Raw genomic sequence first — 20461 nt, forward strand, 5'->3', positions numbered from 1 at the left:
GCTATGTTCGTGCGCACCGCCGGGGATCGCGACCTCGCCGCCATCCGGGCGCTGCTGGTCGAGACCTGGCATGCGACTTACGACGCCATCTATGGCGCCGAACGGGTGACAGAGATCACCGATGCGTGGCATTCGATCGCCTCGCTCAAGGCGCGGCTGGCGAAGCCAAACAGCGAGTTCCTCGTCGCCGACGATGGCCAGCGCATTGGCGGCATGGCATTTGCCGAAGCGCTCGATGGCGGCGGCGTGGTCATGCTGAAGCAGCTTTACGTGCAGCCCGGCCTGCAGGGCCGGGGCATCGGCGGCATGCTTCTCGACGAGATCATCGAAAGCTTCCCTGAGGCCCGCGCCATCCGGCTGGAAGTGGAAGAGAAGAACACGCGCGCAATTGCCTTCTACCAGGCGAACGGCTTCGTCCAGACCGGCCGCACCGACAATTGCGGTTCGGCCCAATCCGCTATCCCGGCGCTCGTCTATGAAAGGCCGCTTGCCGCATAGCGGCGGACCTTTCGGGTGCGCAATCCGGCGGTCGAATTCAGCGATCGAGCCGCAGCCTAACTGGTGGAGACGTCCACATTGTCGATCAGCCTGGTCTTGCCCAGCCAGGCGGCGGCGAGCAGGCGGCCCTCGTGCCCGCGGCGCCACGGCGTCAGCGTCCGGCTCTCGCGAGCTTCGACATAATCGATCTTGTGGAAGCCGGCCGCGAGTAGGGCGCGGCTGGCTTCGCCTGTCGCGCCGTTCTGGTCGGCGCCGGCCGCCAGCGCCGCGGCTGCCTTGCGGAGGATCACGTTGAGCCGGCGGGCGATCTGGAGTTCGGCCTCGCCGAGATAGGCGTTACGCGATGACATGGCGAGGCCATGCGCGTCGCGGATCGTCGGCGCGCCGATGATTTCGACGGGCAGGTCGAGGTCGCGGCAGAGCTGCCTGACGACGCACAATTGCTGATAATCCTTTTCGCCAAAGACCGCGACGTCGGGCGACGCCTGCTGGAACAGCTTCGCCACGACGGTGGCGACGCCTTCGAAAAAAGTCGGTCGAAAATCCGATTCGAGCCCGGCGGAGGGACCGCCGACCGAGATTTTGGTGGCAAAGCCGGCAGGATACATCTCACCAACCCCAGGCGTGTAGGCAAGATCGGCTCCGGCCAAAGCCAGCTGGTCGAGATCGCGGGCGAGCTGACGTGGATATTTGTCGAGATCCTCGCTCGGCGCGAACTGCGTCGGGTTGACAAAGATCGAGACGATGCAGCGCTCGGCTCTTTCAAGCGCGATCCTGACCAGCGATAGGTGCCCTTCGTGCAAGGCGCCCATTGTCGGCACCATGGCGACGCGAAGGCCGTCGCGCCGCCAGTCGCGGATCCGCGCGCGAAGGCCGGCGACCGTGTCGACGACGAGGGGCCGGCTCATCGGTTGTCCTTGCCCAAGGTGGCCGAAAACACATTTTCGGAACCGGGGAATGTCCGGTCTCGTACCTCGCTGGCGTAACGTGCGGCCGCCTGCGAGACCACGCTGCGCAAATCGGCGTACTCCCTGACGAATTTCGGCACGCGGTCGACGGTGAGCCCGACCATGTCGTCTATGACCAGGATCTGGCCGTCGCAAACGCCACTCGCGCCGATGCCGATAGTCGGAATGGCGATGCGGCGGGTGATTTCGGCCGCGACCGCTTCGACCGTGCCCTCGATGACCATCGAAAAGGCGCCGGCTTCTTCGACGGCGCGCGCATCGGCAAACAGCGCTGCCGCATTCTCGTCGGTCCGGCCCTTGATCCTGTAGCCGCCATCCTTCTCGACGGATTGCGGCAGCAGGCCGATATGGCCCATGACCGCGATGCCGGCATCGACGACCGCGGCGATCTGCCGGGCCATACCGACGCCGCCCTCGAGTTTCACAGCCTGGCAGCCGGTTTCGCCAACGATACGCCGCGCCGAGGCAACCGCTTGGGCAGCCGAATCCTCATAGCTGCCGGCTGGCATGTCGACGACGACGCAAGCCCTGGCCGAGCCGCGCATCACCGCTTGCCCATGCGCGATCATCATCTCCAGCGAGGCGCCCAGCGTCGTTTTGTGGCCATGCAGGACCATTGCGACGCTGTCGCCGACGAGGAGCAGATCGACATGCTCGTCGAGCAGGCGGGCGATGGGGTAGGTATAGGCGGTGAGACAGACGATCGGCACGTCACGCTTTCGGCGGCGAATGGCGTCGGCACCGATGCGAATGTCGGCGGTCGGCGATTTCCTGGCCAATCGTCACCTCCCTCGGCCAACGGTCGGCCGGATACCCGCACGGGGCGCGCGCGCAGAGCTTTAGAAAGGCTGAGGGTGGTTGGCAAGCACCATACGGCGCCGGCAATGCATCACCGGCTTGTGTCGCCTTACCGGCGCGCCATTTGCGCCCTCTTGGCGGCAAGCCCCTTGCCTTCACGAAGGGCTGACGCCATAAGCAGGAAACGGACGCCATCGGCGCGAGGGTTTGAAGATGAAGACTTTCCTTACGCAGTTTTTCACCTGGTGGAACGGCCAGACGCTTGGCACGCGCCTGCACACCTGGCGGCACGGCAGGAAGGTCGGGCAGGACGAGGTGGGCAACGTCTACTACGAAGGCGGTGTCGATTCCGAAGGACGCACGCGCCGCTGGGTCATCTATCGCGATTATTCCGAGGCTTCTTCTATCCCGCCCGGCTGGCACGGCTGGATTCATCACCGCGTCGACGTCGCGCCGCCGAGCGACGATTACAAGCCGCGCGACTGGCAGAAGCCACATCAACCGAACCTGACCGGCTCGCCCTCAGCCTATCGTCCGAAGGGCTCGGTGCTGACCAACCAGCACCGCCCGCAGGTCACCGGCGACTACGACGCCTGGACGCCCGGATCATAAGCGGGCGTCGGTCCTTTATCGCCACAATTGGTGTCTAGCAGCTTGCTCATCAGAAAACGGCGACTAGCCTTTGTGATAGAGAGAATCACCCGGGCGCTAACCACCGGTATCCCTGCATGAGCATTTTCAGCCTGACATCGATGGGCGCACTGATAGTAGCCGCCGGGCTCACCGTTGGCACCGCGGCACTTGCCGCTTCGCCAACGCCGGCCGCACCCGCGCCGGCGCCGGGATCGGACCGAATCACCAACCCGGTCGCCGAATTCGCCGGCATCGACAAGATCACCGGCCGCATCATCACCTTCGACGTCTATATCGACGAGACGGTGCAGTTCGGTGCTTTGCAGGTGACGCCGCGCGTCTGCTACTCCCGGCCGCAGAACGAGGAACCGAAGACCGATTCTTTTGTCGAAGTCGACGAGATCACGCTCGACCGCAAGATCCGCCGCATCTTCACCGGCTGGATGTTTGCCGAAAGCCCTGGTCTCAATGCCGTCGAGCATGCCGTCTATGACGTCTGGCTGAAGGCCTGCAAGCAGAAGTCGGATGTGCCAGCGCCCGATGCGGCCAAGACCGACGCGGCCAAGTCCGATACCGCCCAGCCGAATGCCACGACCGCTCCGGCTGCGACCGAGCCGGAAGCAACGGAACCGCCTACGACCAGCACCAACTGATCCTTCGGAACCGCCCTGACGGCAACGCGTTGGGGCCCTGACGGCCATACGATGCGCGCCGGGAGGATTTTCCGATGTCTGCCAGAAAGCGGATCACCGCCAGCATCAAGGAACTGCTTGAGCTCGAAAAGGGCTTCTGGACAGGCGATTCGGCATTTTTCGCGGCCAATGCCGACACCGAGTGCCTCGTAGCATTTCCGCAGATGGCCCAGACCATGAGCAATGCCGATCTCGCCGAAACCGCCGCCGATCCCAAGCGATGGCGTGATCTCGAGATCGATCTCAAAGGCGTGGTCGAACCAGGCAGCGACATCGTCATCCTGGCCTATGAGGCGCATGCCGTGAGGGGCAATGGCGAAGCCTACGCGGCGCTGGTCAGCACCGGCTATGTCCATCGCGTCAACGGCTGGAAGATGATGTTCCATTCGCAGGCTCCGCTGGAAACGAAGGTCCGCTGACGGGCTGGATCATCAGGGGAAAAACACCGCTTCACCCTTCAGCGCGTCGGCCAGCATCTTCTCGTATTTGCCGCGCGGCACGTCGATTGCGCCGAAGCGCTTGAGGTGTTCGGTGGTGAACTGCGTGTCGAGCAGCGCGAAACCGCGCGCCTGCAGGCGTTCGACGAGATGCACAAGGCAGATCTTCGAAGCATCCGTTTCCCGGGAAAACATGCTTTCGCCGAAGAACACCCTCCCCAGGGAGACACCGTAGAGGCCGCCGACCAGCCGCTCCTCGCGCCAGGCCTCGACAGAATGGCAATGGCCGATGCGATGCAACTGCACATAGGCCTCGCGGATCGGCGCGTTGATCCAGGTGGAACGGCGCTCCTCGCGCCTTTCGGCGCAGCCATCGATCGTCGCCTCGAAATCGAAGTCGAAACGGATGTCGAAGAGGTTTCGCCGAAGCGCCTTCTTCAGACTTTTCGGCGTGTGGAAGCGGTCGAGCGGAATGATGCCGCGCGTCTCCGGCCGCACCCAGAACACTTCCGGATCGGCGGCGCTTTCGGCCATCGGGAAGACGCCCGAGGCGTAGGCCTTGAGCAGAAGGTCGGTCGGGATACGATAGCCTGGCGCGTAGGGGCGAGTCATCGCTTCATTATAGCGGCAAGTCCGGGGCTATTCGCCTTTGGCCAGATATTTTTCCAGCCAGTGGATGTCATAGTCGCCATTGGCGATGTCGGCGTTGCCGACGAGGTCGCGAAACAGAGGCAACGTCGTCTTGATTCCGTCGACGACGAATTCGTCCAGCGCCCGGCGCAGCCGCATCATGCATTCGACGCGGTTGCGCCCGTGCACGATCAGCTTGCCGATCAGGCTGTCGTAGTAAGGCGGGATCTTGTACCCTGAATAGACGCCGGAATCGACACGGATGCCAAGGCCGCCTGGCGTGTGGAAATGGGTGATCGTGCCGGGCGAGGGCGTGAAGGTGCGCGGATCCTCTGCATTGATGCGGCACTCGATGGCATGGCCCTGGAAGCGGATGTCTTCCTGCTTGACCGAAAGACCGCCGCCCGAGGCGACACGGATCTGCTCATGCACCAGATCGATGCCAGTGATAGCCTCCGTCACCGGATGCTCGACTTGCAGGCGCGTGTTCATCTCGATGAAATAGAACTCGCCATTCTCGTAGAGGAACTCGATCGTGCCGGCGCCGGAATAGCCGAGGTCGGCGATGGCGTTGGCGCAGATATCGCCGATGCGCGAGCGTTCCTCGGCGTTGAGGGCGGGTGAGTTGGCCTCTTCCCAGACTTTCTGGTGGCGGCGCTGCAAGGAGCAGTCGCGCTCGCCGAAATGCACGCCCCGGCCAAAGCCGTCGCCGAACACCTGAACCTCGATATGACGCGGCTTTTGCAGGTACTTTTCAATATAGACGGCGTCATCGCCGAAGGCCGCGCCCGCTTCCGAGCGGGCCGTCTGCAAGGCGACTTCGAGGTCGGCCTCGGTATGCGCCACTTTCATGCCGCGTCCGCCGCCGCCGGCCGACGCCTTGATGATCACGGGATAGCCGATCTCTGCGGCGATGCGCTTGGCCTCCTTTTCCTCGGTCACCGCACCATCGGAGCCGGGAACCACCGGAATGCCGAGGCGCTTGGCGGTGCGCTTGGCTTCGATCTTGTCGCCCATGATGCGGATATGGTCGCCGGTCGGACCGATAAAGGTAATGTTGTGCGCGGCCAATATGTCTGAAAACTTGGCGTTCTCCGACAGGAAACCGTAGCCGGGATGCACGGCGTCGGCGCCGGTGATCTCGCAGGCGGCGACGATCTGGTGGATATTGAGGTAGCTGTCGCGCGATGGCGGTGGCCCGATGCATACGCTCTCGTCGGCGAGCCGAACATGCATGGCGTCGGCGTCGGCGGTCGAGTGCACCACCACCGTCTGGATGCCAAGCTCCTTGCAGGCACGCAGCACCCGAAGCGCGATTTCGCCGCGATTGGCGATGAGAATCTTCTGGAACATTAGGGCCGCTCTACTCGATCACGACGAGCGGCATGCCGTATTCGACCGGCTGTGCGTCCTCGAACAGGATCGCCGTCACCGTGCCGGCGCGTGGCGAGGGGATCTGGTTCATCGTCTTCATCGCTTCGATGATCAGCAGCGTCTGCCCTTCCTTGACGTTCTGGCCGATCTCGATGAACGGCTTGGCATCCGGCGAGGGCGCTAGATAGGCAGTGCCGACCATGGGGGAGGCCACGGCGTTTTTCGACACGTCGGCCGCGGCCGGAACGGCTGCGGTGGCAGATTGCGCCGCCGGCGCCGGCGCAAAGGCCGGCTGCGGCGCGGCTATCGCGTGAACCGCCGGCGCCTGCCGCGATACGCGCACCTTCAGGTCACCCAGCTCGACTTCGATCTCCGTGAGATTGGTGTCGTTCAGTATGCCCGCGAGGTCGCGGATCAGCTGCTGGTCAACACCGGTCTTCTTTATCGACATTTTCGAGCCTTCTGTTTGTTGGCCGGTCATAGGCGTGCGGCCAGCGCCTGCAGCGCCAGCGTGTAGCCGAGCGGCCCAAAGCCACAGATCATGCCGACAGCGACCGGCGCGACCATGGAGACGTGGCGGAATGGTTCCCGCGCATGGATATTGGAAAGATGGACCTCGGCGACCGGCAGCGGCGCCACGGAACGGATGGCGTCGTGAATCGCGATCGACGTGTGGCTATAGGCGCCGGGATTGATGACGATGCCGACGGCCTTGTCGCCGGCTTCCTGGATCCAGTCGACGAGGTCGCCCTCGTGGTTCGACTGGCGGAAATCGATTTCGAGCCCGAGCGCCGCGCCCGCCTCTCTGCAGTCCTCCGCGATGGCGGCAAGCGTCTTGCCGCCATAGATGCCAGGCTCGCGCTTGCCGAGCGCGTTGAGATTGGGACCGTTCAGGACGAAAACCGTTTTCAAAAAATGCCGACCTTTTCCGGCACCGGCGTCAAACCGGCGCTGGGCCCTCTATAATGGGCATAGACGCCCGCGGAAAGAGCGCAAGTGCGTTCTTTCACTGTCCACAACAGGCGGAAATGCGCCCGTGAAGAAAACCCGCGGCCGATCAAAGCGCGGCTTTCGCCGCCTCGATCTTCTCCGCCAGGACTTCCTGTCCGAGCGCCCCGAACACGACCTCGTTGCCGACGACATAGGACGGCGTTCCGGTGATCGCCAGCTTGTTGGCGAGATCGTAGGTCTTGGAGAAGGCTTCGGTGATGGACGGGTCCTTCATCTTTTCACGCAGCGTCGCTTCATCGGCGCCGAGCGAAAGCGCGACCTTGATCGCCGCCGCCTCGGTGGCGCGACCCTGGCCGCCGAGCAGCGCATTGTGGAACTCGCCGTACTTCTGCGGCATCATCAGGTGGAAGGCCATCGAAACGACGCTGGCCTTCTGCGAATCCGGGCCGAGGATCGGGAACTCCTTGAGCACGAAACGCAGGTCCGGATCGGCCTTGGTCAGCGCCTGCATGTCTTCGATGGCGCGTTTGCAGAAGCCGCAATTGTAGTCGTAGAACTCGACGATCGTGACCTTGCCGTTCGGGTTCCCGACCACGCCGTCGAAGGAGGAGTTGAAGATCTGCTCCTTGGCGCCCTTGATGACGCCGAGATGGGCAATGCGCTGCTCTTCCTTCTGCTTGGCCTCGAGCGCATCCTGGACTTCCAGCAGCACTTCCGGATTCTTCAGGAGATAATCGCGGATGATACCTTCGACCTCGGTGCGGTCGATCTTGGTATCGTCCGCTGCCGTCTGAAGCGGTTGCGCCGCACCGGCTTCCGCGATTTGCGGGCTGCCGGCCACGAAACCGAACGCCAGCATGGCAAGGGCTATCGCAACTCCCGTGGTGCCCAGCAGCAGTGCCTTTTTCATCGTTCCGTTCCTTTGCCTGTTTTCTGGCCTGGCTGCGTCGCAGCGCACGGCCGGAAGGTTCATTATACCTTGCCCGACGGCTTGTAGTTTATGATGTCCTGGGCGCGAATCCATCGCGGCTCGCCGCGTTTGAGTTGCTGCTGCGCTCGCATGGCGAAGATCTTCGCATCCTTGTAGTTACCGGAATAGAAATGACCCTCGGCCGTGGCAAGCTCGGCGCCTGGTATGTCTCCCAGTTCGCCATAGGCCTGCGCCAGATAGCGGTATCCCACGGAATTTTCCTTGTCGCGTCGCAAGCCGTTGTTGATCTGCACCACGGCCTTTTTCAGAGCGTCTGGGGTGCCCGTCGCCATCAACGCCTGGCCGAGCGAAACCGGCAGCAATCCGGATCGCGCCTTGTCGAGGCTGACCGCCTTGGCGTAGGCATCGGCAGCTTCCTTGGGCTTGTTCGCCTTCATCAATATATCGCCGCGCAATTCCTGGAAATAGGCGTTGCCGGGCTGGGCCTTGATCAAGGCGTTGGTCTTGGCGAGTGCGGTGGCGATGTTGCCGAAAAGATAGGCCGATTGGGCCTCGCCATACTGCGCGGCAAGGCTGCCCTGCATCTTTCGCATCAGCCGCGACGCGGCGGCCTGGCCTTCCATGTAGACAGCGATCTTCACCCGCATCATGTCGTGGCGCAATTGCAGTGCCGGCGCATCGACCTTGTCGAGATAGGGGCTCTGCTTGACCAGCACTTCGAGGTTGGAGATTCGATCGCGCGGCATTGGATGGCTGATCCGGTAGGGATCGACCTGCGCGCCCGACAGCGACAAGGCCGTCTGGAAACGCTGAAACGTCTTCAGCATGCCCATGCCGGACTGGCCGGTGGCGTTGAGATAGGTGATCGCCGAGCGGTCGGCCGTCATCTCCTCGGTGCGCTGATAGGCGAGAATGCTGCGCTGCGCCATCTCGCCGCCGCCAGCCGCCACGCCCACGCCGGCGCCGGCAAGCCCGCGGCTGTTGGTGGTCGCCCCGGCGACCATGGCGCCAGCGCCCAGCAAGGTTGCGATGATGGCCATCGTCTTGGCGCGCTCGAGCTGGTCACGCAGTTTCTGCTGGTGGCCGCCGGCGATGTGGCCGGCCTCGTGGGCGATGACGCCGATGATCTCGTTGGGCGTTTCGGCTTCCATCAAGGCGCCCGTGTTGATGAACAGCCGGCGTCCGGTGACGAAGGCATTGAAGCTCTGGTCGTTGACCAGGACGATGTCGATGCCGTCATTCGCCAGACCGGCGGCCTTGAAGATCGGGCGGGCGTAGTCGCGCACCAGCGCCTCGATCTCGGCATCGCGCACCACCGGCACGTTCTGGGCGAAGGCGCTGATGGAACCAGACACCGCGACGGCGACGCCAAGCGAAAGCGTCGCAACGACGCGCGCTGCCCGGGCAACCATCGATTTGGGTCGGCTCAACATGACGTGTCCACTGGTAGACGAGCGGGCGAAAGATGAAAAGTCGGCACCGGAAAAACTTCCTCAACTTGTGATCCTCACACCAATCGGGCATTTGTGCGGCGCATGCGCCAGGATGTGGCGCGCTCAATCGTCGGATCGAGGTCAAAATGGTCGTTTCGCTCTCACGCCGTGGCAATGTCGAACCCTTCCACGCCATGGATGTGCTGGCCGAGGCGAACCGGCTGAGAGCGACGGGCGCGCCGGTCATTTCCATGGCCGTCGGCCAGCCGTCCGATCCGGCTCCGGCCCGCGTTCGTGCCGCGGCGGCCAGGGCTTTGCAGGACGGGCGCATTGGCTATACCGATGCGCTGGGCCTGGCTGGATTGCGCAAGGCGATCGCGGAACACTATGGGGATCACTATGGGCTTGATGTCGCGCCCGACCGGATCGCGGTCACCACGGGATCCTCGGCCGCCTTCAATCTCGCCTTCCTGGCAATGTTCGATCCTGGTGACCGGGTCGCCATCGCAGCGCCGGGCTACCCCGCCTATCGCAACATCATGGCGGCGCTCGGCATCGAAGTGATCGAGATAGAGCTCGGCGACGCGGCCTATCTTCATGCCGCTCACCTGGAGACCGCGCATCGCGAAAAACCGCTGAAGGGCGTGCTGTTCGCAAGTCCCGCCAACCCGACCGGCGCGGTCATTCCGGCCGATGATCTCGCGGACCTGGTCCGGACGGCGGAGGCGCTCGGCATTGCCGTCATCTCCGACGAGATCTACCACCGGCTGGCCTATGCGGCGCCCGACACCACGGCACTCGCCTTTGGCACCGGTGTCACGGCGATCAACTCCTTCTCGAAATACTATTGCATGACCGGCTGGCGCATCGGCTGGATGGTGCTGCCGGAAGCGCTGGTGCGGCCCATCGAGCGCATTGCGCAGAGCCTCTACATCTCGCCGCCGGAACTGTCGCAGGTCGCCGCAATCGAGGCCTTTGCCGCTACCGAGGAGCTGGAAGCGGTCAAGGGTCGCTATGCCTGGAACCGCGAGCTCCTGATGAAGCGTCTGCCGGAGCTCGGCTTTCCGCTGGCCGCACCGATGGATGGCGCCTTCTATGCCTTTTGCGACGTCACCCGGCACAGCAATGACAGCATGGCTTTCGCCCGCAAGATGCTGGCCGAGGCGCATGTCGCGGCCACGCCCGGCCGTGATTTCGACACCCAGGCCGGGCACCGCACCATGCGGTTCTCCTATGCCGGCAGCCATGACGACATGGTCGAGGCATTGGCGCGCATCGAACGCTGGCTGAGGTAGATCCATGCCGGAACTCGAGCAGGCCCTGGCCGAAGTCGCGGTCGAAATGGCCGAACGCACCGATCGCGGCGAGGTCGCCACCTATATCCCGCAGCTCGGCAAGGTTGATCCGAAGAAATTCGGCATCGCAGCCGTCACCAATGACGGCCGTGTGCTGATGGCGGGCGACGCCGACCAGCCCTTTTCGATCCAGAGCATCTCGAAAGTGTTCACCTTGACGCTGGCGCTGGGCAATGTCGGCGACGCGCTGTGGAAGCGGGTAGGGCGCGAGCCTTCGGGCAATCCGTTCAACTCGATCGTGCAACTCGAGCATGAGAACGGCATTCCGCGCAATCCCTTCATCAATGCCGGCGCCATTGTCATTTCCGACATCCTGCTTGCCGGCCACCAGCCGCGCGAGGCGATCGGCGAGATCCTGCGCTTCATCCAGTTCCTCGCTGACGACGAGACCATCATCATCGACCGCGAGGTGGCGGCGTCGGAGCGCGCCACCGGCTATCGCAACTTCGCGCTCGCCAACTACATGAAATCCTTCGGGAATCTTCATCATGCGCCGGAGCTGGCGCTCGGCGTCTATTTCCATCATTGCGCCATCGCCATGAGCTGCCGGCAGCTGGCGATGGCCGGCCGGTTCCTCGCCAATGGCGGCAAAAATCCGGCGACCGGACATTCCGTGGTGTCGGTCGAGCGGGCACGCCGCATCGGCGCCATGATGCTGACCTGCGGCCACTATGACGGCTCCGGCGATTTTGCCTTCCGCGTCGGCATTCCGGGCAAGAGCGGCGTCGGCGGCGGCATATTGGGCATCGTGCCCGGCGTCGCCTCGCTCGCCGTCTGGTCGCCCGGCCTCAACGCCAACGGCAATTCCAAGCTGGGCTCGATCGCCCTGGAGAAGCTCGCCAGGATGATGAACTGGTCGATCTTCGCGCCGTAACGCTCTGTCGGAAAAGCTGGATATGAAAAATCCCGCACCGTCTTTCGACCGGCGCGGGATTTTTTGTTCAGGAAGTCAGTTCAACGGGCTGAAATCTCAGAAGAAGCCTTTCCGCTGCCACCAGCCGGCGCGCTTCGGCTTCTCTTCGGTCTTGGTTTCCGGCTCTTCGGCGACGGTCGAGGAAACCACCGGCACGACCGGCGCATCGATGGCCGCCGGCTTGCGTCGTGACGGACGGGCCTTCGGTGTTTCCTCGGCGGTCGCTGCCGCTGCCTCGTCCGATGCCGTGGCTGGCGTCTCGGCGGGTGCCGGAACGGCCAGTTCAGCGATCGGCTCCTCGGCGACAGCCTCGGCGGCTGCCTTCTTCGGCTTGGCTGCGCGCCGCGGCTTCTTGGGCTTCTCGGCGGTCGTCGCCTCGTCGCTCACTGGAGCCACCGGCTCTTCCGCAGCCACGACGGTTACCGGCTCGATCGCAGGCTCGCTTTCGGAAGCATCGACCCCGGAAGGTTCGGTCGCTTCATCGGCGCTTGCCTCGGCCTCGCCTTCGCCGTCCTCGCGCCGGTTGCGCTTGCCGCCGCGCTTGCCGCGGCGACGCTTCTTGCCCTGGCCCTCGTCGGATGCTTCCGCCGTTTCGGCAGTTCCGGCCGCGGGGACCGGAGCCTCGTCGCCGGCTTCCGCCTCGTCACGGCTCAACAGGTTTTCCGATGTGGACAACTCGTCGGCCTGCGCCAACACGGAAGCACCGTCGGTGTGGCCATGTTCTCGATCGCGATCCTTGCCGCCGCGGCGTCTGCGACGCTTGCGGCGCTTGCGGTCGCGGCCTTCGCCCTCTTCGCCGGGCCTCTGCTGGTGCTGACCTTGCTGCGGCTGACGCGGCTGTTCGGCCTGGGCCGGTGCTTCGTCTTCCTCCTCGACGATGGTCTCATCCTCGAGCTCTTCCGGTTCGACATAGGCCGGCAGGGTGCGTGCCTCGACGAAGCCTTCAGGCTTTTCGGCCAGCGCGCCGCGGAAGATCGCATAATGCTGCGAACCGACCGTGTCGTCGGCCTCAAGCGTGATGGTCAGGCCGAAGCGGCTTTCCAGTTCCACCAGCGTGCCGCGCTTGTGGTTGAGCACATAGAGCGCGGTCGCCGCGGGCGTGCGAACTGTGATGTGGCTGCGCGAATCCTTGAGCAGGAACTCCTCGATCGCCCTGACCACCATCAGCGCGACAGACGAATCGGAGCGCACATGGCCGGTGCCGCCGCAATGCGGGCAAGGCTTCATGGTCGATTCCAGCACGCTGGCGCGGATGCGCTGGCGCGACATCTCCATCAGGCCGAAATGCGAGATGCGGCCGACCTGGATGCGCGCGCGGTCGTTCTTGAGATGATCCTTCAACCGCTTCTCGACGGCACGGTTGTTGCGGTTCTCCTCCATGTCGATGAAGTCGATGACGATCAGGCCGGCAAGGTCGCGCAGCCTGAGCTGGCGGGCGACTTCCTCCGCCGCTTCTAGATTGGTGTGGAGCGCGGTGTCCTCGATCGAGTGCTCCTTGGTCGAGCGGCCCGAATTGACGTCGATGGCGACCAGCGCCTCGGTCTGGTTGATGATGATGTAGCCGCCGCTCTTGAGCGTCACTTGCGGCTGCAGCATGCGGTCAAGCTGCGCCTCGATACCGTTGCGTACGAAGATCGGCGTCGTATCGCGGAACGGCTGAACCACCTTGGCGTGGCTCGGCATCAGCATGCGCATGAAGTCCTTGGCCTCGCGGTAGCCCTCTTCGCCGGAGACGAGGATCTCGTCGATGTCCTTGTTGTAGAGGTCGCGCACCGAACGCTTGATCAGGCTGCCTTCCTCGTAGACGAGGGCAGGGGCCGTGGACTGGAGCGTGAGATTGCGCACGTTCTCCCAAAGCCGCATCAGATATTCGTAATCGCGCTTGATCTCGGCCTTGGTGCGGCTCTCGCCGGCGGTGCGCAGGATGACGCCCATGCCTTGCGGCACTTCGAGATCGGCGACCACTTCCTTGAGGCGCTTGCGGTCGACAGCACTGGTGATCTTGCGCGAAATTCCGCCGCCGCGCGCCGTGTTCGGCATCAGCACGGAATAGCGGCCGGCAAGCGACAGATAGGTGGTGAGCGCTGCGCCCTTGTTGCCGCGCTCTTCCTTGACGACCTGCACCAGCAGGATCTGGCGGCGCTTGATCACTTCCTGGATCTTGTACTGGCGGCGCATCGGCTTACGGCGGTTGCGCGCTTCCTCCAGGGCATCCTCGGCACCGACCGATTCAACCTCGTGATCGTCCGGATGCGAAGACTGAACCTCTTCCAGCATGCCGCGATCATCGTCGCTGGATTCGCTGCCCTGTTCCGTCAGCGGGACGGGTTCGGAAATCACATCGGCGTCGACGGAGGCGGCGATCGACGTCGGGCCGCCCTCGCGGGTCTCGCCTTCGTTCTGCCCAGAAGATTCGTCGCCCTGCTCGGGGGAGGCTTCGCCACGATTGGATGCATCCGCGGCCTGTTCCGAGATATCGGCCGCATGTTCGATGGTTTCCGAACCGTGGGAAGTGTTCTCCGAGACGGCGTCGTTGCCATTGTCGGCGTCGCCTGCCTCGCCGGCCGTTTCGGTTGCCTCGTCGGCATCGGCCCCGCTCGCATCGCGCTTGTGTTCTGCGCGGTCGCGGCCCTTGCCGCCGCGCCGGCGCCCGCGCCGGCCGCGATCGCGGCTCTGGCGGTCGTCGCCTTCGCCGTCCTCATCGTCCTCGTCCTCGGCTTCCTGCGCTTCGGCGCGCAGCAGCGCCTGACGGTCGGCGACGGGGATCTGGTAGTAGTCGGGGTGTATTTCACTGAAGGCGAGGAAACCGTGACGGTTGCCGCCATATTCGACAAAGGCTGCCTGAAGGGAGGGTTCGACGCGCGTTACGCGGGCGAGATAGATGTTTCCTTTGAGCTGCTTCTTGTCCTGTGATTCAAAGTCGAATTCTTCGATACGATTACCGCGTACGACGACAACGCGTGTTTCCTCCGGGTGGGAGGCGTCTATCAGCATTTTGTTGGGCATTATTTCGTTTCCCCCCGGCAGCCGTCAGCCGCAGCTTGCGGCGCAAGGGCCGCTGCTGTGTGTCTGGATGAATGTGGGTGCCGGATGTCTGAATGTCCGCCGGACGGTGCCTGCGCGCCATGGCGGTGCCGCCCGCAGCCATATTGGCGCGGTTTGATGCGGACCTTTCCATGATTGCGCTTGAAGCCATCGTCACCAGCAGAACCTTTTGAACCAAAGCCCGGAAACCGGACCAGCTTGTTTGCTCATACAGAGCCGGCGCGGGACAAACCCGGCCGTTTTCCTCACGCAGGCGATTCCCCCGCCACGGGCGCACACCTGCGAAATTCGTCGCGATCACCTGAACCTTTCTCGCATGAAGCGAAAGGAGCCGCCTTTCGTCTCACCTGTAGCGGGAAGCTGCGGAGGAGGGCGGTTCCAGGATTGCAGTGATCCACTATCGCTTTTATGATTTGGCGGGTTGGAAGGCAACCCCGATTTCCGACGCCGGCAAAAGCGGTTCCGCGACGTAAGCACGGGTCCGGGCCTCGCGTGAAAAGGCTTGGTTAACCTTCTCTGGATACCAATCGTTAATCGAGTTCGCGGCCTAACCGGCACTTCGACTACATGACCGGGCGCCTTGGCGCCAAACCGGGAGCGACTGCAAAGAGATGGGACTGGCAGGCTTCACAGACAAGGGCAGTCGTGCCGGCGGCCGTTTGCTCGCGATCTTCTGCCTCCTGCTGTCGATGACCATCTCGTTGGTCGCCAACGCCGCCGATGCCCCGCTCACGGCAACCGGTTACAAGATGGCGGGCGATGCCACCAAGATGCGCATCGTCATGGATTTCGACCGCGAGCCCGACGTCAAATGGTTCCTTTTGCGCGGGCCCAATCGTCTGGTCATCGATCTGGCGAATACGAAGTTAGCCATCGATGCCAAGGATTTGAAGCCTCGCGGGCTGGTCAAGGGCGTGCGCCTGGGTGAGTTGGAGGCAGGCGTGTCGCGGCTGGTTCTCACCGGGAAGGGGCCGTTCGCGGTCGACAAGCTCGATGTTCTCAAGAACGAGGACGGCGCGGGCTACCGCATCGCCATCGACATGTCGGCGGCCTCCGAACGCGAGTTCGACACTGCCCTTGCCAATCAGGCGCTGACCACCGGTTCCACGGTTTCGACCGACAAGGGCGGGCGGGTCGGCACCGGGCCGGTCTCCAATCCGGGCCATCGCTTCACCGTCGTCATCGATCCGGGCCATGGCGGCGTCGATGGCGGTGCCGAGGGCCTGAACGGCACCGTCGAAAAGAACGTCACGCTGGCTTTCGCCACGGAACTGCGCGACAAGCTCGCCGCCGTCGGCAGATACGATGTCTTCATGACGCGCGACACCGACGAATATTTGCGGCTGGACGACCGCGTGCGCATCGCTCGCCAGCATGAGGCCGACCTGCTCATCTCCATTCATGCCGACACCATCAGCCTCAAGGGCATCCGTGGCGCGACCGTCTATACCGTTTCCGACAAGGCTTCGGATCCGGAAGCGCAGGCGCTTGCCGACCGTGAAAATCTCTCGGACCAGTTCGCCGGCATGGTGATCAAGGACGACAACAAGGAAGTCACCGATATCCTGATCGACCTGATCCGCCGCGAGACCCACACCTTTTCGATGAGTTTCGCCCACACGCTGGTCGGCCAGTTGTCGACCAGCGTCGGCCTCATCAACAATCCGCAGCGTTCCGCGGGATTCAAGGTGCTGAAAGCGCCTGACGTCCCCTCCGTGCTGGTCGAACTAGGCTATCTCTCGAATGCCAAGGACGAGGCGCAACTGCTCGACGCCGACTGGCGCGGCAAGGCGGCGCAAAGTATCACCAACGCCGTCGCGCTGTTCGCTTCCGCGCGTGCCGGAACGGGAACCGGGGGCTGAAATGCCTGACGACGCCTGCAACCACAGGCAGCGTTGCGCGGCGACAACACCCGACGCTTTTATTTCCGACTCACGGCCGCGAAATCCGGCCTTGCCGTATTTTGCCCACATGGTAGCGACATGGGTTTTCGATTACGGGTTGGGACCGGCTCGAATGCTTGCGCGGAAGGCGGCTTCGTTTAGGAAATTCCCGAACCAAGGACTGGAGCGGGCATGATTCGTCTCATTGGCTATTTCTTCGGTATCGGCACGACGCTGGCCCTGCTGGTCGCGGCGGGGGTTGCCATCTATATCGGGCATTTGTCCAAGGATCTGCCCGACTATGAGGTGCTGGCCAAGTACGAGCCGCCGGTGACCACCCGAATCCATGCCTCGGACGGCGCGCTGATGGCCGAGTACGCGCGCGAACGGCGCCTGTATTTGCCGATCCAGGCCATCCCCGACCGCGTCAAGGCGGCCTTCCTGTCGGCCGAGGACAAGAATTTCTACAACCACCCCGGCATTGACGTGACCGGCCTGGGCCGCGCTATCATCGTCAACCTGCAGAATTTCGGCTCGGGCAGGCGTCAGGTTGGCGCCTCGACGATTACCCAGCAGGTGGCGAAAAATTTTCTGCTGACCTCGGACCAGACCTACGAGCGCAAGATCAAGGAAATGATCCTCGCCTTCCGCATCGAGCAGGCCTATTCCAAGGACCGCATTCTCGAACTCTACCTCAACGAAATCTTCTTCGGTTTCGGCGCCTATGGCGTGGCGGGTGCCGCGCTCACTTATTTCGACAAGTCGGTGAACGAGCTGACCGTGGCCGAGGCCGCCTATCTGGCCTCGCTGCCCAAGGGGCCGAACAATTATCACCCCTTCAAGCATGCCGACCGCGCGCTTGAGCGCCGCAACTGGGTCATCGACCAGATGGTCGAGAACGGCTACGTTACGCGCGAGGAAGGCGACAAGGCCAAGGCGGAGCCCCTCGGCGTCACGCCGCGCCGCAACGGCACCTATCTGTTCGCCGGCGAATACTTCACCGAGGAGGTGCGCCGCCAGATCATCGCCCGCTACGGCGAGAACGCGCTCTATGAAGGCGGCCTGTCCGTCCGCACCACGCTCGACCCGAAGATCCAGCTCATCGCCCGCAAGGCGATGCAGAACGGCTTGATCAAATACGACACGCTGCGCGGCTACCGCGGGCCGCTAAAGACGATCGACGTGTCCGGCGACTGGGGTGTGCCGCTGGGCAATGTGAAGGGACTGGAAGACGTTCCCGAATGGAAGCTCGCGGTCGTGCTCGACAGTTCGGCATCCGGCCTGTCGATTGGCTTGCAGCCGGCACGCCAGGCGTCGGGCGACATCGTCAAGGAGCGCGTCGAAGGCACCATCAGCAAGGAAGACATGGGCTTTGCCATGCGCCATGTGGTCGGCGGCAAGACGGTCAGGGCCAAGTCGCCGGCCGATGTGCTGAAGCCGGGCGACGTCGTCTTCGTCCAGAAGAACGAAGGCTCCGACGACGCCTACAGCCTGCGCCAGGTCCCCGAAGTGGAAGGCGGCCTGATCGCCATGGATCCACACACCGGCCGCGTGCTGGCCATGGTCGGCGGCTTCTCCTACGCGCAGTCGGAGTTCAACCGCGCCACCCAGGCCATGCGCCAGCCCGGCTCTTCGTTCAAGCCGATCGTCTATTCCGCGGCGCTCGACAATGGCTATACGCCGGCGTCGGTGATCATGGACGGGCCGATTACCATCCAGAGCGGCAACACGACCTGGACGCCGAAGAACTACGACGGCACGGTCGCTGGTCCGGCAACCCTGCGCTCCGGCATCGAAAAGTCGCGCAACCTGATGACTGTGCGCCTCGCCAACGACATGGGCATGAAGCTGGTCGTCGAATATGCCGAGCGTTTCGGCGTCTATGACCATCTGGCGCCGTATTTGCCGATGGCGCTGGGCTCCGGCGAGACGACGGTGATGCGCATGGTTTCGGCCTATTCGATCATGGCCAATGGCGGCAAGTCGATCAAGCCGACATTGATCGACCGTATCCAGGACCGCTACGGCAAGACCGTCTTCAAGCAGGACGAACGCGGCTGCGAAGGCTGCAACGCGGCCGAATGGCAGAACCAGCCCGAACCTGAGCTTGTCGATAATTCCGAACAGGTTCTCGATCCGATGACCGCCTACCAGATCACCTCGATGATGGAAGGCGTCGTCCAGCGCGGCACCGGCGCCACCATCGCCGAGCTCGGACGCCACATCGCCGGCAAGACCGGCACCACTAACGACGAAAAGGACGCCTGGTTCATCGGTTACACGCCAAACCTCGTCGTCGGCCTCTATATGGGCTACGACACGCCGCGCGGCCTTGGCCATGGCGCCACCGGCGGCGGCCTCGCCGCTCCTATCTTCAAGGATTTCATGCGCGTGGCGCTGGATGGCACGCCCAATGTCGACTTCAAGGTTCCCGAAGGCATGAATCTGGTCGCCATCAACCGCAAGACCGGCATGCGGGCCAATTCGGGCGATCCCGGCACCATCATCGAGGCCTTCAAGCCGGGCACCGGGCCAGCCGACAGCTATTGGGTGATCGGCATGGGCGCCGACGGGTCCAATGCCTCCGGCGGCGCGCTGTCGCCTCAGGCCAACCAGGCCATCCAGTCGGGCGGCGGCGGCCTCTACTGACGGGTATGCATGCAGGATTGGGCCGGCCCTGGGCCGGTCCAATTTGCTTTACAGGCGGCGGCGGCGTCCCTATGTATCGCGCCGACCAGGCGTCACTTTCAGCAACAGGATAAAACATCAGGCCATGCGCGCGGAAACGCAGAATATTGTCGACGAGATCAGGCAGGCGATTACCCTGCTGAGGAGGCATCTTTGACTGGGATCAGGCCATAAAGCGGCTTGAATATCTCAACGTCCGCGCCGAGGACGCCAGCCTCTGGAACGAACCGCTGGAAGCGCAGAAGCTGATGCGCGAGCGCCAGGGCCTCGAGGAAGGCATCGCGGCGGTCAGGGGCCTGACCCAGGCGCTGGAAGACAATATCGGCCTGATCGAACTCGGCGAGGAAGAGGGCGACGAGAGCGTCGTTGCCGAGGCTGAGGCAGCGATCCGCTCAATGCAAGGCGAGGCGAAGGCCCGCCAGGTCGAGACGCTGCTGTCGGGCGAAGCCGACGCCAACGACACCTATCTCGAAATCCACGCAGGCGCCGGCGGCACCGAAAGCCAGGACTGGGCCTCGATGTTGCTGCGCATGTACACGCGCTGGGCCGAGCGCCGCCGCTTCAAGGTCGAGGTGCTGGAAGTGCATGACGGCGAAGAGGCCGGCATCAAGTCTGCGACGCTGCTGATCAAGGGCCACAATGCCTATGGCTGGCTGAAGACGGAGTCCGGCGTCCACCGGCTGGTGCGCATTTCACCTTATGACAGCAACGCGCGCCGGCACACGTCCTTCGCCAGCGTCTGGGTCTATCCCGTCATCGACGATACGATCGAGATCGACGTTTCCGAATCCGACGTGCGCATCGACACCTATCGTTCGTCCGGTTCAGGCGGCCAGCACGTCAACACCACCGATTCGGCGGTGCGCATTACCCATCTCGCCACCGGTATAGCGGTCGCCTGCCAGGCTGAACGTTCGCAGCACAAAAATCGGGCAAAGGCCTGGGAGATGCTGCGCTCGCGGCTTTACGAGGAAGAGCTGAAGAAGCGCGAAGCCGTCGCCAACGCCACCGAAGCATCGAAGAGCGACATTGGCTGGGGTCACCAGATCCGCTCCTACGTGCTGCAGCCCTATCAGCTGGTGAAGGATCTGCGTACTGGCGTCGAAAGCACCAGCCCGTCGAGCGTGCTCGATGGCGACCTCGATGACTTCATGGAAGCCTCGCTGTCGCAACGCATCGAGGGTGGTGCTGGGGAAGCGGTGGCGGACCTGGATTAGGGCCGGCGCCTACAG

General features: G+C 63.6%; 18 protein-coding genes. 9 read left to right on the forward strand and 9 right to left on the reverse strand.

Features of this window, described 5'->3' with window-relative positions; all coding sequences use genetic code 11:
* The first annotated feature begins 3 nt into the window (after positions 1-3).
* On the forward strand, positions 4-498 hold the full coding sequence (locus FJ426_RS07980; protein WP_140561020.1) for a GNAT family N-acetyltransferase: 495 nt from the start codon (positions 4-6) through the stop codon (positions 496-498).
* Positions 499-554: 56 nt separating this feature from the next.
* Here FJ426_RS07980 and panC read toward each other — a convergent pair whose 3' ends face one another.
* Entirely contained in the window at positions 555-1406 is an 852-nt protein-coding gene (gene panC / locus FJ426_RS07985) for a pantoate--beta-alanine ligase (protein ID WP_140561021.1), read from the reverse strand.
* Positions 1403-2245: a 3-methyl-2-oxobutanoate hydroxymethyltransferase gene (gene panB, locus FJ426_RS07990; RefSeq protein ID WP_140561022.1), complete on the reverse strand. Its 843-nt coding sequence runs from the start codon at positions 2243-2245 to the stop codon at positions 1403-1405. The genes panC and panB overlap by 4 nt, the downstream gene beginning before the upstream one ends.
* A 232-nt stretch (positions 2246-2477) precedes the next feature.
* On the opposite strand from panB, the gene FJ426_RS07995 reads away from it, so the two are divergent.
* From FJ426_RS07995 to FJ426_RS08005, 3 genes are all read left to right on the forward strand, one after another.
* On the forward strand, positions 2478-2876 hold the full coding sequence (locus FJ426_RS07995) for an NADH:ubiquinone oxidoreductase subunit NDUFA12 (RefSeq protein WP_140493670.1): 399 nt from the start codon (positions 2478-2480) through the stop codon (positions 2874-2876).
* 116 nt (positions 2877-2992) lie between these two features.
* A complete protein-coding gene (locus FJ426_RS08000) occupies positions 2993-3550 on the forward strand; it encodes a DUF2155 domain-containing protein (RefSeq protein WP_140561023.1) in 558 nt (185 codons plus the stop codon).
* Positions 3551-3624: 74 nt separating this feature from the next.
* A complete protein-coding gene (locus tag FJ426_RS08005) occupies positions 3625-4008 on the forward strand; it encodes a hypothetical protein (RefSeq protein WP_140561024.1) in 384 nt (127 codons plus the stop codon).
* 12 nt (positions 4009-4020) lie between these two features.
* Here FJ426_RS08005 and aat read toward each other — a convergent pair whose 3' ends face one another.
* From aat to FJ426_RS08035, 6 genes are all read right to left on the reverse strand, one after another.
* Complete coding sequence (aat, locus tag FJ426_RS08010; RefSeq protein ID WP_140517639.1) at positions 4021-4638, reverse strand: leucyl/phenylalanyl-tRNA--protein transferase; 618 nt, start codon at positions 4636-4638, stop codon at positions 4021-4023.
* Between the two features lie 27 nt (positions 4639-4665).
* Entirely contained in the window at positions 4666-6009 is a 1344-nt protein-coding gene (gene accC / locus FJ426_RS08015; RefSeq protein ID WP_140493663.1) for an acetyl-CoA carboxylase biotin carboxylase subunit, read from the reverse strand.
* Positions 6010-6019: 10 nt separating this feature from the next.
* Positions 6020-6481: an acetyl-CoA carboxylase biotin carboxyl carrier protein gene (gene accB, locus FJ426_RS08020; RefSeq protein WP_140561025.1), complete on the reverse strand. Its 462-nt coding sequence runs from the start codon at positions 6479-6481 to the stop codon at positions 6020-6022.
* 26 nt (positions 6482-6507) lie between these two features.
* A complete protein-coding gene (gene aroQ, locus FJ426_RS08025; RefSeq protein WP_140522126.1) occupies positions 6508-6942 on the reverse strand; it encodes a type II 3-dehydroquinate dehydratase in 435 nt (144 codons plus the stop codon).
* Between the two features lie 145 nt (positions 6943-7087).
* Positions 7088-7891, reverse strand: coding sequence for a DsbA family protein (locus FJ426_RS08030; RefSeq protein ID WP_140522128.1), 804 nt, complete (start codon positions 7889-7891; stop codon positions 7088-7090).
* A 62-nt stretch (positions 7892-7953) separates the two neighbouring features.
* A complete protein-coding gene (locus FJ426_RS08035) occupies positions 7954-9345 on the reverse strand; it encodes a M48 family metalloprotease (protein WP_140522130.1) in 1392 nt (463 codons plus the stop codon).
* A 146-nt stretch (positions 9346-9491) separates the two neighbouring features.
* Between FJ426_RS08035 and FJ426_RS08040 the strand changes: the two genes are divergently transcribed.
* Together FJ426_RS08040 and FJ426_RS08045 are read left to right on the forward strand one after the other, a co-directional pair.
* The gene (locus FJ426_RS08040) at positions 9492-10640 is read left to right on the forward strand and encodes an aminotransferase class I/II-fold pyridoxal phosphate-dependent enzyme (protein ID WP_140558692.1); all 1149 of its coding nucleotides are present in this window, start codon (positions 9492-9494) and stop codon (positions 10638-10640) included.
* A gap of 4 nt (positions 10641-10644) precedes the next feature.
* Positions 10645-11574 carry a glutaminase gene (locus FJ426_RS08045; RefSeq protein WP_140517635.1) on the forward strand — a complete coding sequence of 310 codons (930 nt, stop codon included), beginning with the start codon at positions 10645-10647 and terminating at the stop codon, positions 11572-11574.
* A gap of 96 nt (positions 11575-11670) precedes the next feature.
* On the opposite strand, the gene FJ426_RS08050 is transcribed toward FJ426_RS08045, so the two are convergent.
* Complete coding sequence (locus FJ426_RS08050) at positions 11671-14619, reverse strand: ribonuclease E/G (RefSeq protein WP_140561026.1); 2949 nt, start codon at positions 14617-14619, stop codon at positions 11671-11673.
* 650 nt (positions 14620-15269) lie between these two features.
* Here FJ426_RS08050 and FJ426_RS08055 point away from each other — a divergent pair.
* From FJ426_RS08055 to prfB, 3 genes are all read left to right on the forward strand, one after another.
* Positions 15270-16520 carry an N-acetylmuramoyl-L-alanine amidase gene (locus FJ426_RS08055; protein ID WP_140493640.1) on the forward strand — a complete coding sequence of 417 codons (1251 nt, stop codon included), beginning with the start codon at positions 15270-15272 and terminating at the stop codon, positions 16518-16520.
* 213 nt (positions 16521-16733) lie between these two features.
* Positions 16734-19190, forward strand: coding sequence for a penicillin-binding protein 1A (locus tag FJ426_RS08060; RefSeq protein WP_140561027.1), 2457 nt, complete (start codon positions 16734-16736; stop codon positions 19188-19190).
* Between the two features lie 124 nt (positions 19191-19314).
* A protein-coding gene (gene prfB, locus FJ426_RS08065; RefSeq protein ID WP_140493636.1) for a peptide chain release factor 2 occupies positions 19315-20446 on the forward strand; the annotation gives its coding sequence in 2 pieces (ribosomal slippage) (positions 19315-19380 and positions 19382-20446; 1131 coding nt in all).
* The last annotated feature ends 15 nt before the right edge of the window (positions 20447-20461 follow it).

The organism is Mesorhizobium sp. B2-6-4, assembly GCF_006441495.1.
Taxonomy (GTDB): domain Bacteria; phylum Pseudomonadota; class Alphaproteobacteria; order Rhizobiales; family Rhizobiaceae; genus Mesorhizobium.

Excerpts from the sequence above, each read along its gene's own strand:
- FJ426_RS07980 (WP_140561020.1), top strand. The coding sequence starts at position 4 with ATGTTCGTGCGCACCGCCGGGGATCGCGACCTCGCCGCCATCCGGGCG.
- panC (WP_140561021.1), bottom strand. The coding sequence starts at position 1,406 with ATGAGCCGGCCCCTCGTCGTCGACACGGTCGCCGGCCTTCGCGCGCGG.
- FJ426_RS07995 (WP_140493670.1), top strand. The coding sequence starts at position 2,478 with ATGAAGACTTTCCTTACGCAGTTTTTCACCTGGTGGAACGGCCAGACG.
- FJ426_RS08000 (WP_140561023.1), top strand. The coding sequence starts at position 2,993 with ATGAGCATTTTCAGCCTGACATCGATGGGCGCACTGATAGTAGCCGCC.
- FJ426_RS08005 (WP_140561024.1), top strand. The coding sequence starts at position 3,625 with ATGTCTGCCAGAAAGCGGATCACCGCCAGCATCAAGGAACTGCTTGAG.
- aat (WP_140517639.1), bottom strand. The coding sequence starts at position 4,638 with ATGACTCGCCCCTACGCGCCAGGCTATCGTATCCCGACCGACCTTCTG.
- accC (WP_140493663.1), bottom strand. The coding sequence starts at position 6,009 with ATGTTCCAGAAGATTCTCATCGCCAATCGCGGCGAAATCGCGCTTCGG.
- accB (WP_140561025.1), bottom strand. The coding sequence starts at position 6,481 with ATGTCGATAAAGAAGACCGGTGTTGACCAGCAGCTGATCCGCGACCTC.
- FJ426_RS08030 (WP_140522128.1), bottom strand. The coding sequence starts at position 7,891 with ATGAAAAAGGCACTGCTGCTGGGCACCACGGGAGTTGCGATAGCCCTT.
- FJ426_RS08035 (WP_140522130.1), bottom strand. The coding sequence starts at position 9,345 with ATGTTGAGCCGACCCAAATCGATGGTTGCCCGGGCAGCGCGCGTCGTT.
- FJ426_RS08040 (WP_140558692.1), top strand. The coding sequence starts at position 9,492 with ATGGTCGTTTCGCTCTCACGCCGTGGCAATGTCGAACCCTTCCACGCC.
- FJ426_RS08045 (WP_140517635.1), top strand. The coding sequence starts at position 10,645 with ATGCCGGAACTCGAGCAGGCCCTGGCCGAAGTCGCGGTCGAAATGGCC.
- FJ426_RS08050 (WP_140561026.1), bottom strand. The coding sequence starts at position 14,619 with ATGCCCAACAAAATGCTGATAGACGCCTCCCACCCGGAGGAAACACGC.
- FJ426_RS08055 (WP_140493640.1), top strand. The coding sequence starts at position 15,270 with ATGGGACTGGCAGGCTTCACAGACAAGGGCAGTCGTGCCGGCGGCCGT.
- FJ426_RS08060 (WP_140561027.1), top strand. The coding sequence starts at position 16,734 with ATGATTCGTCTCATTGGCTATTTCTTCGGTATCGGCACGACGCTGGCC.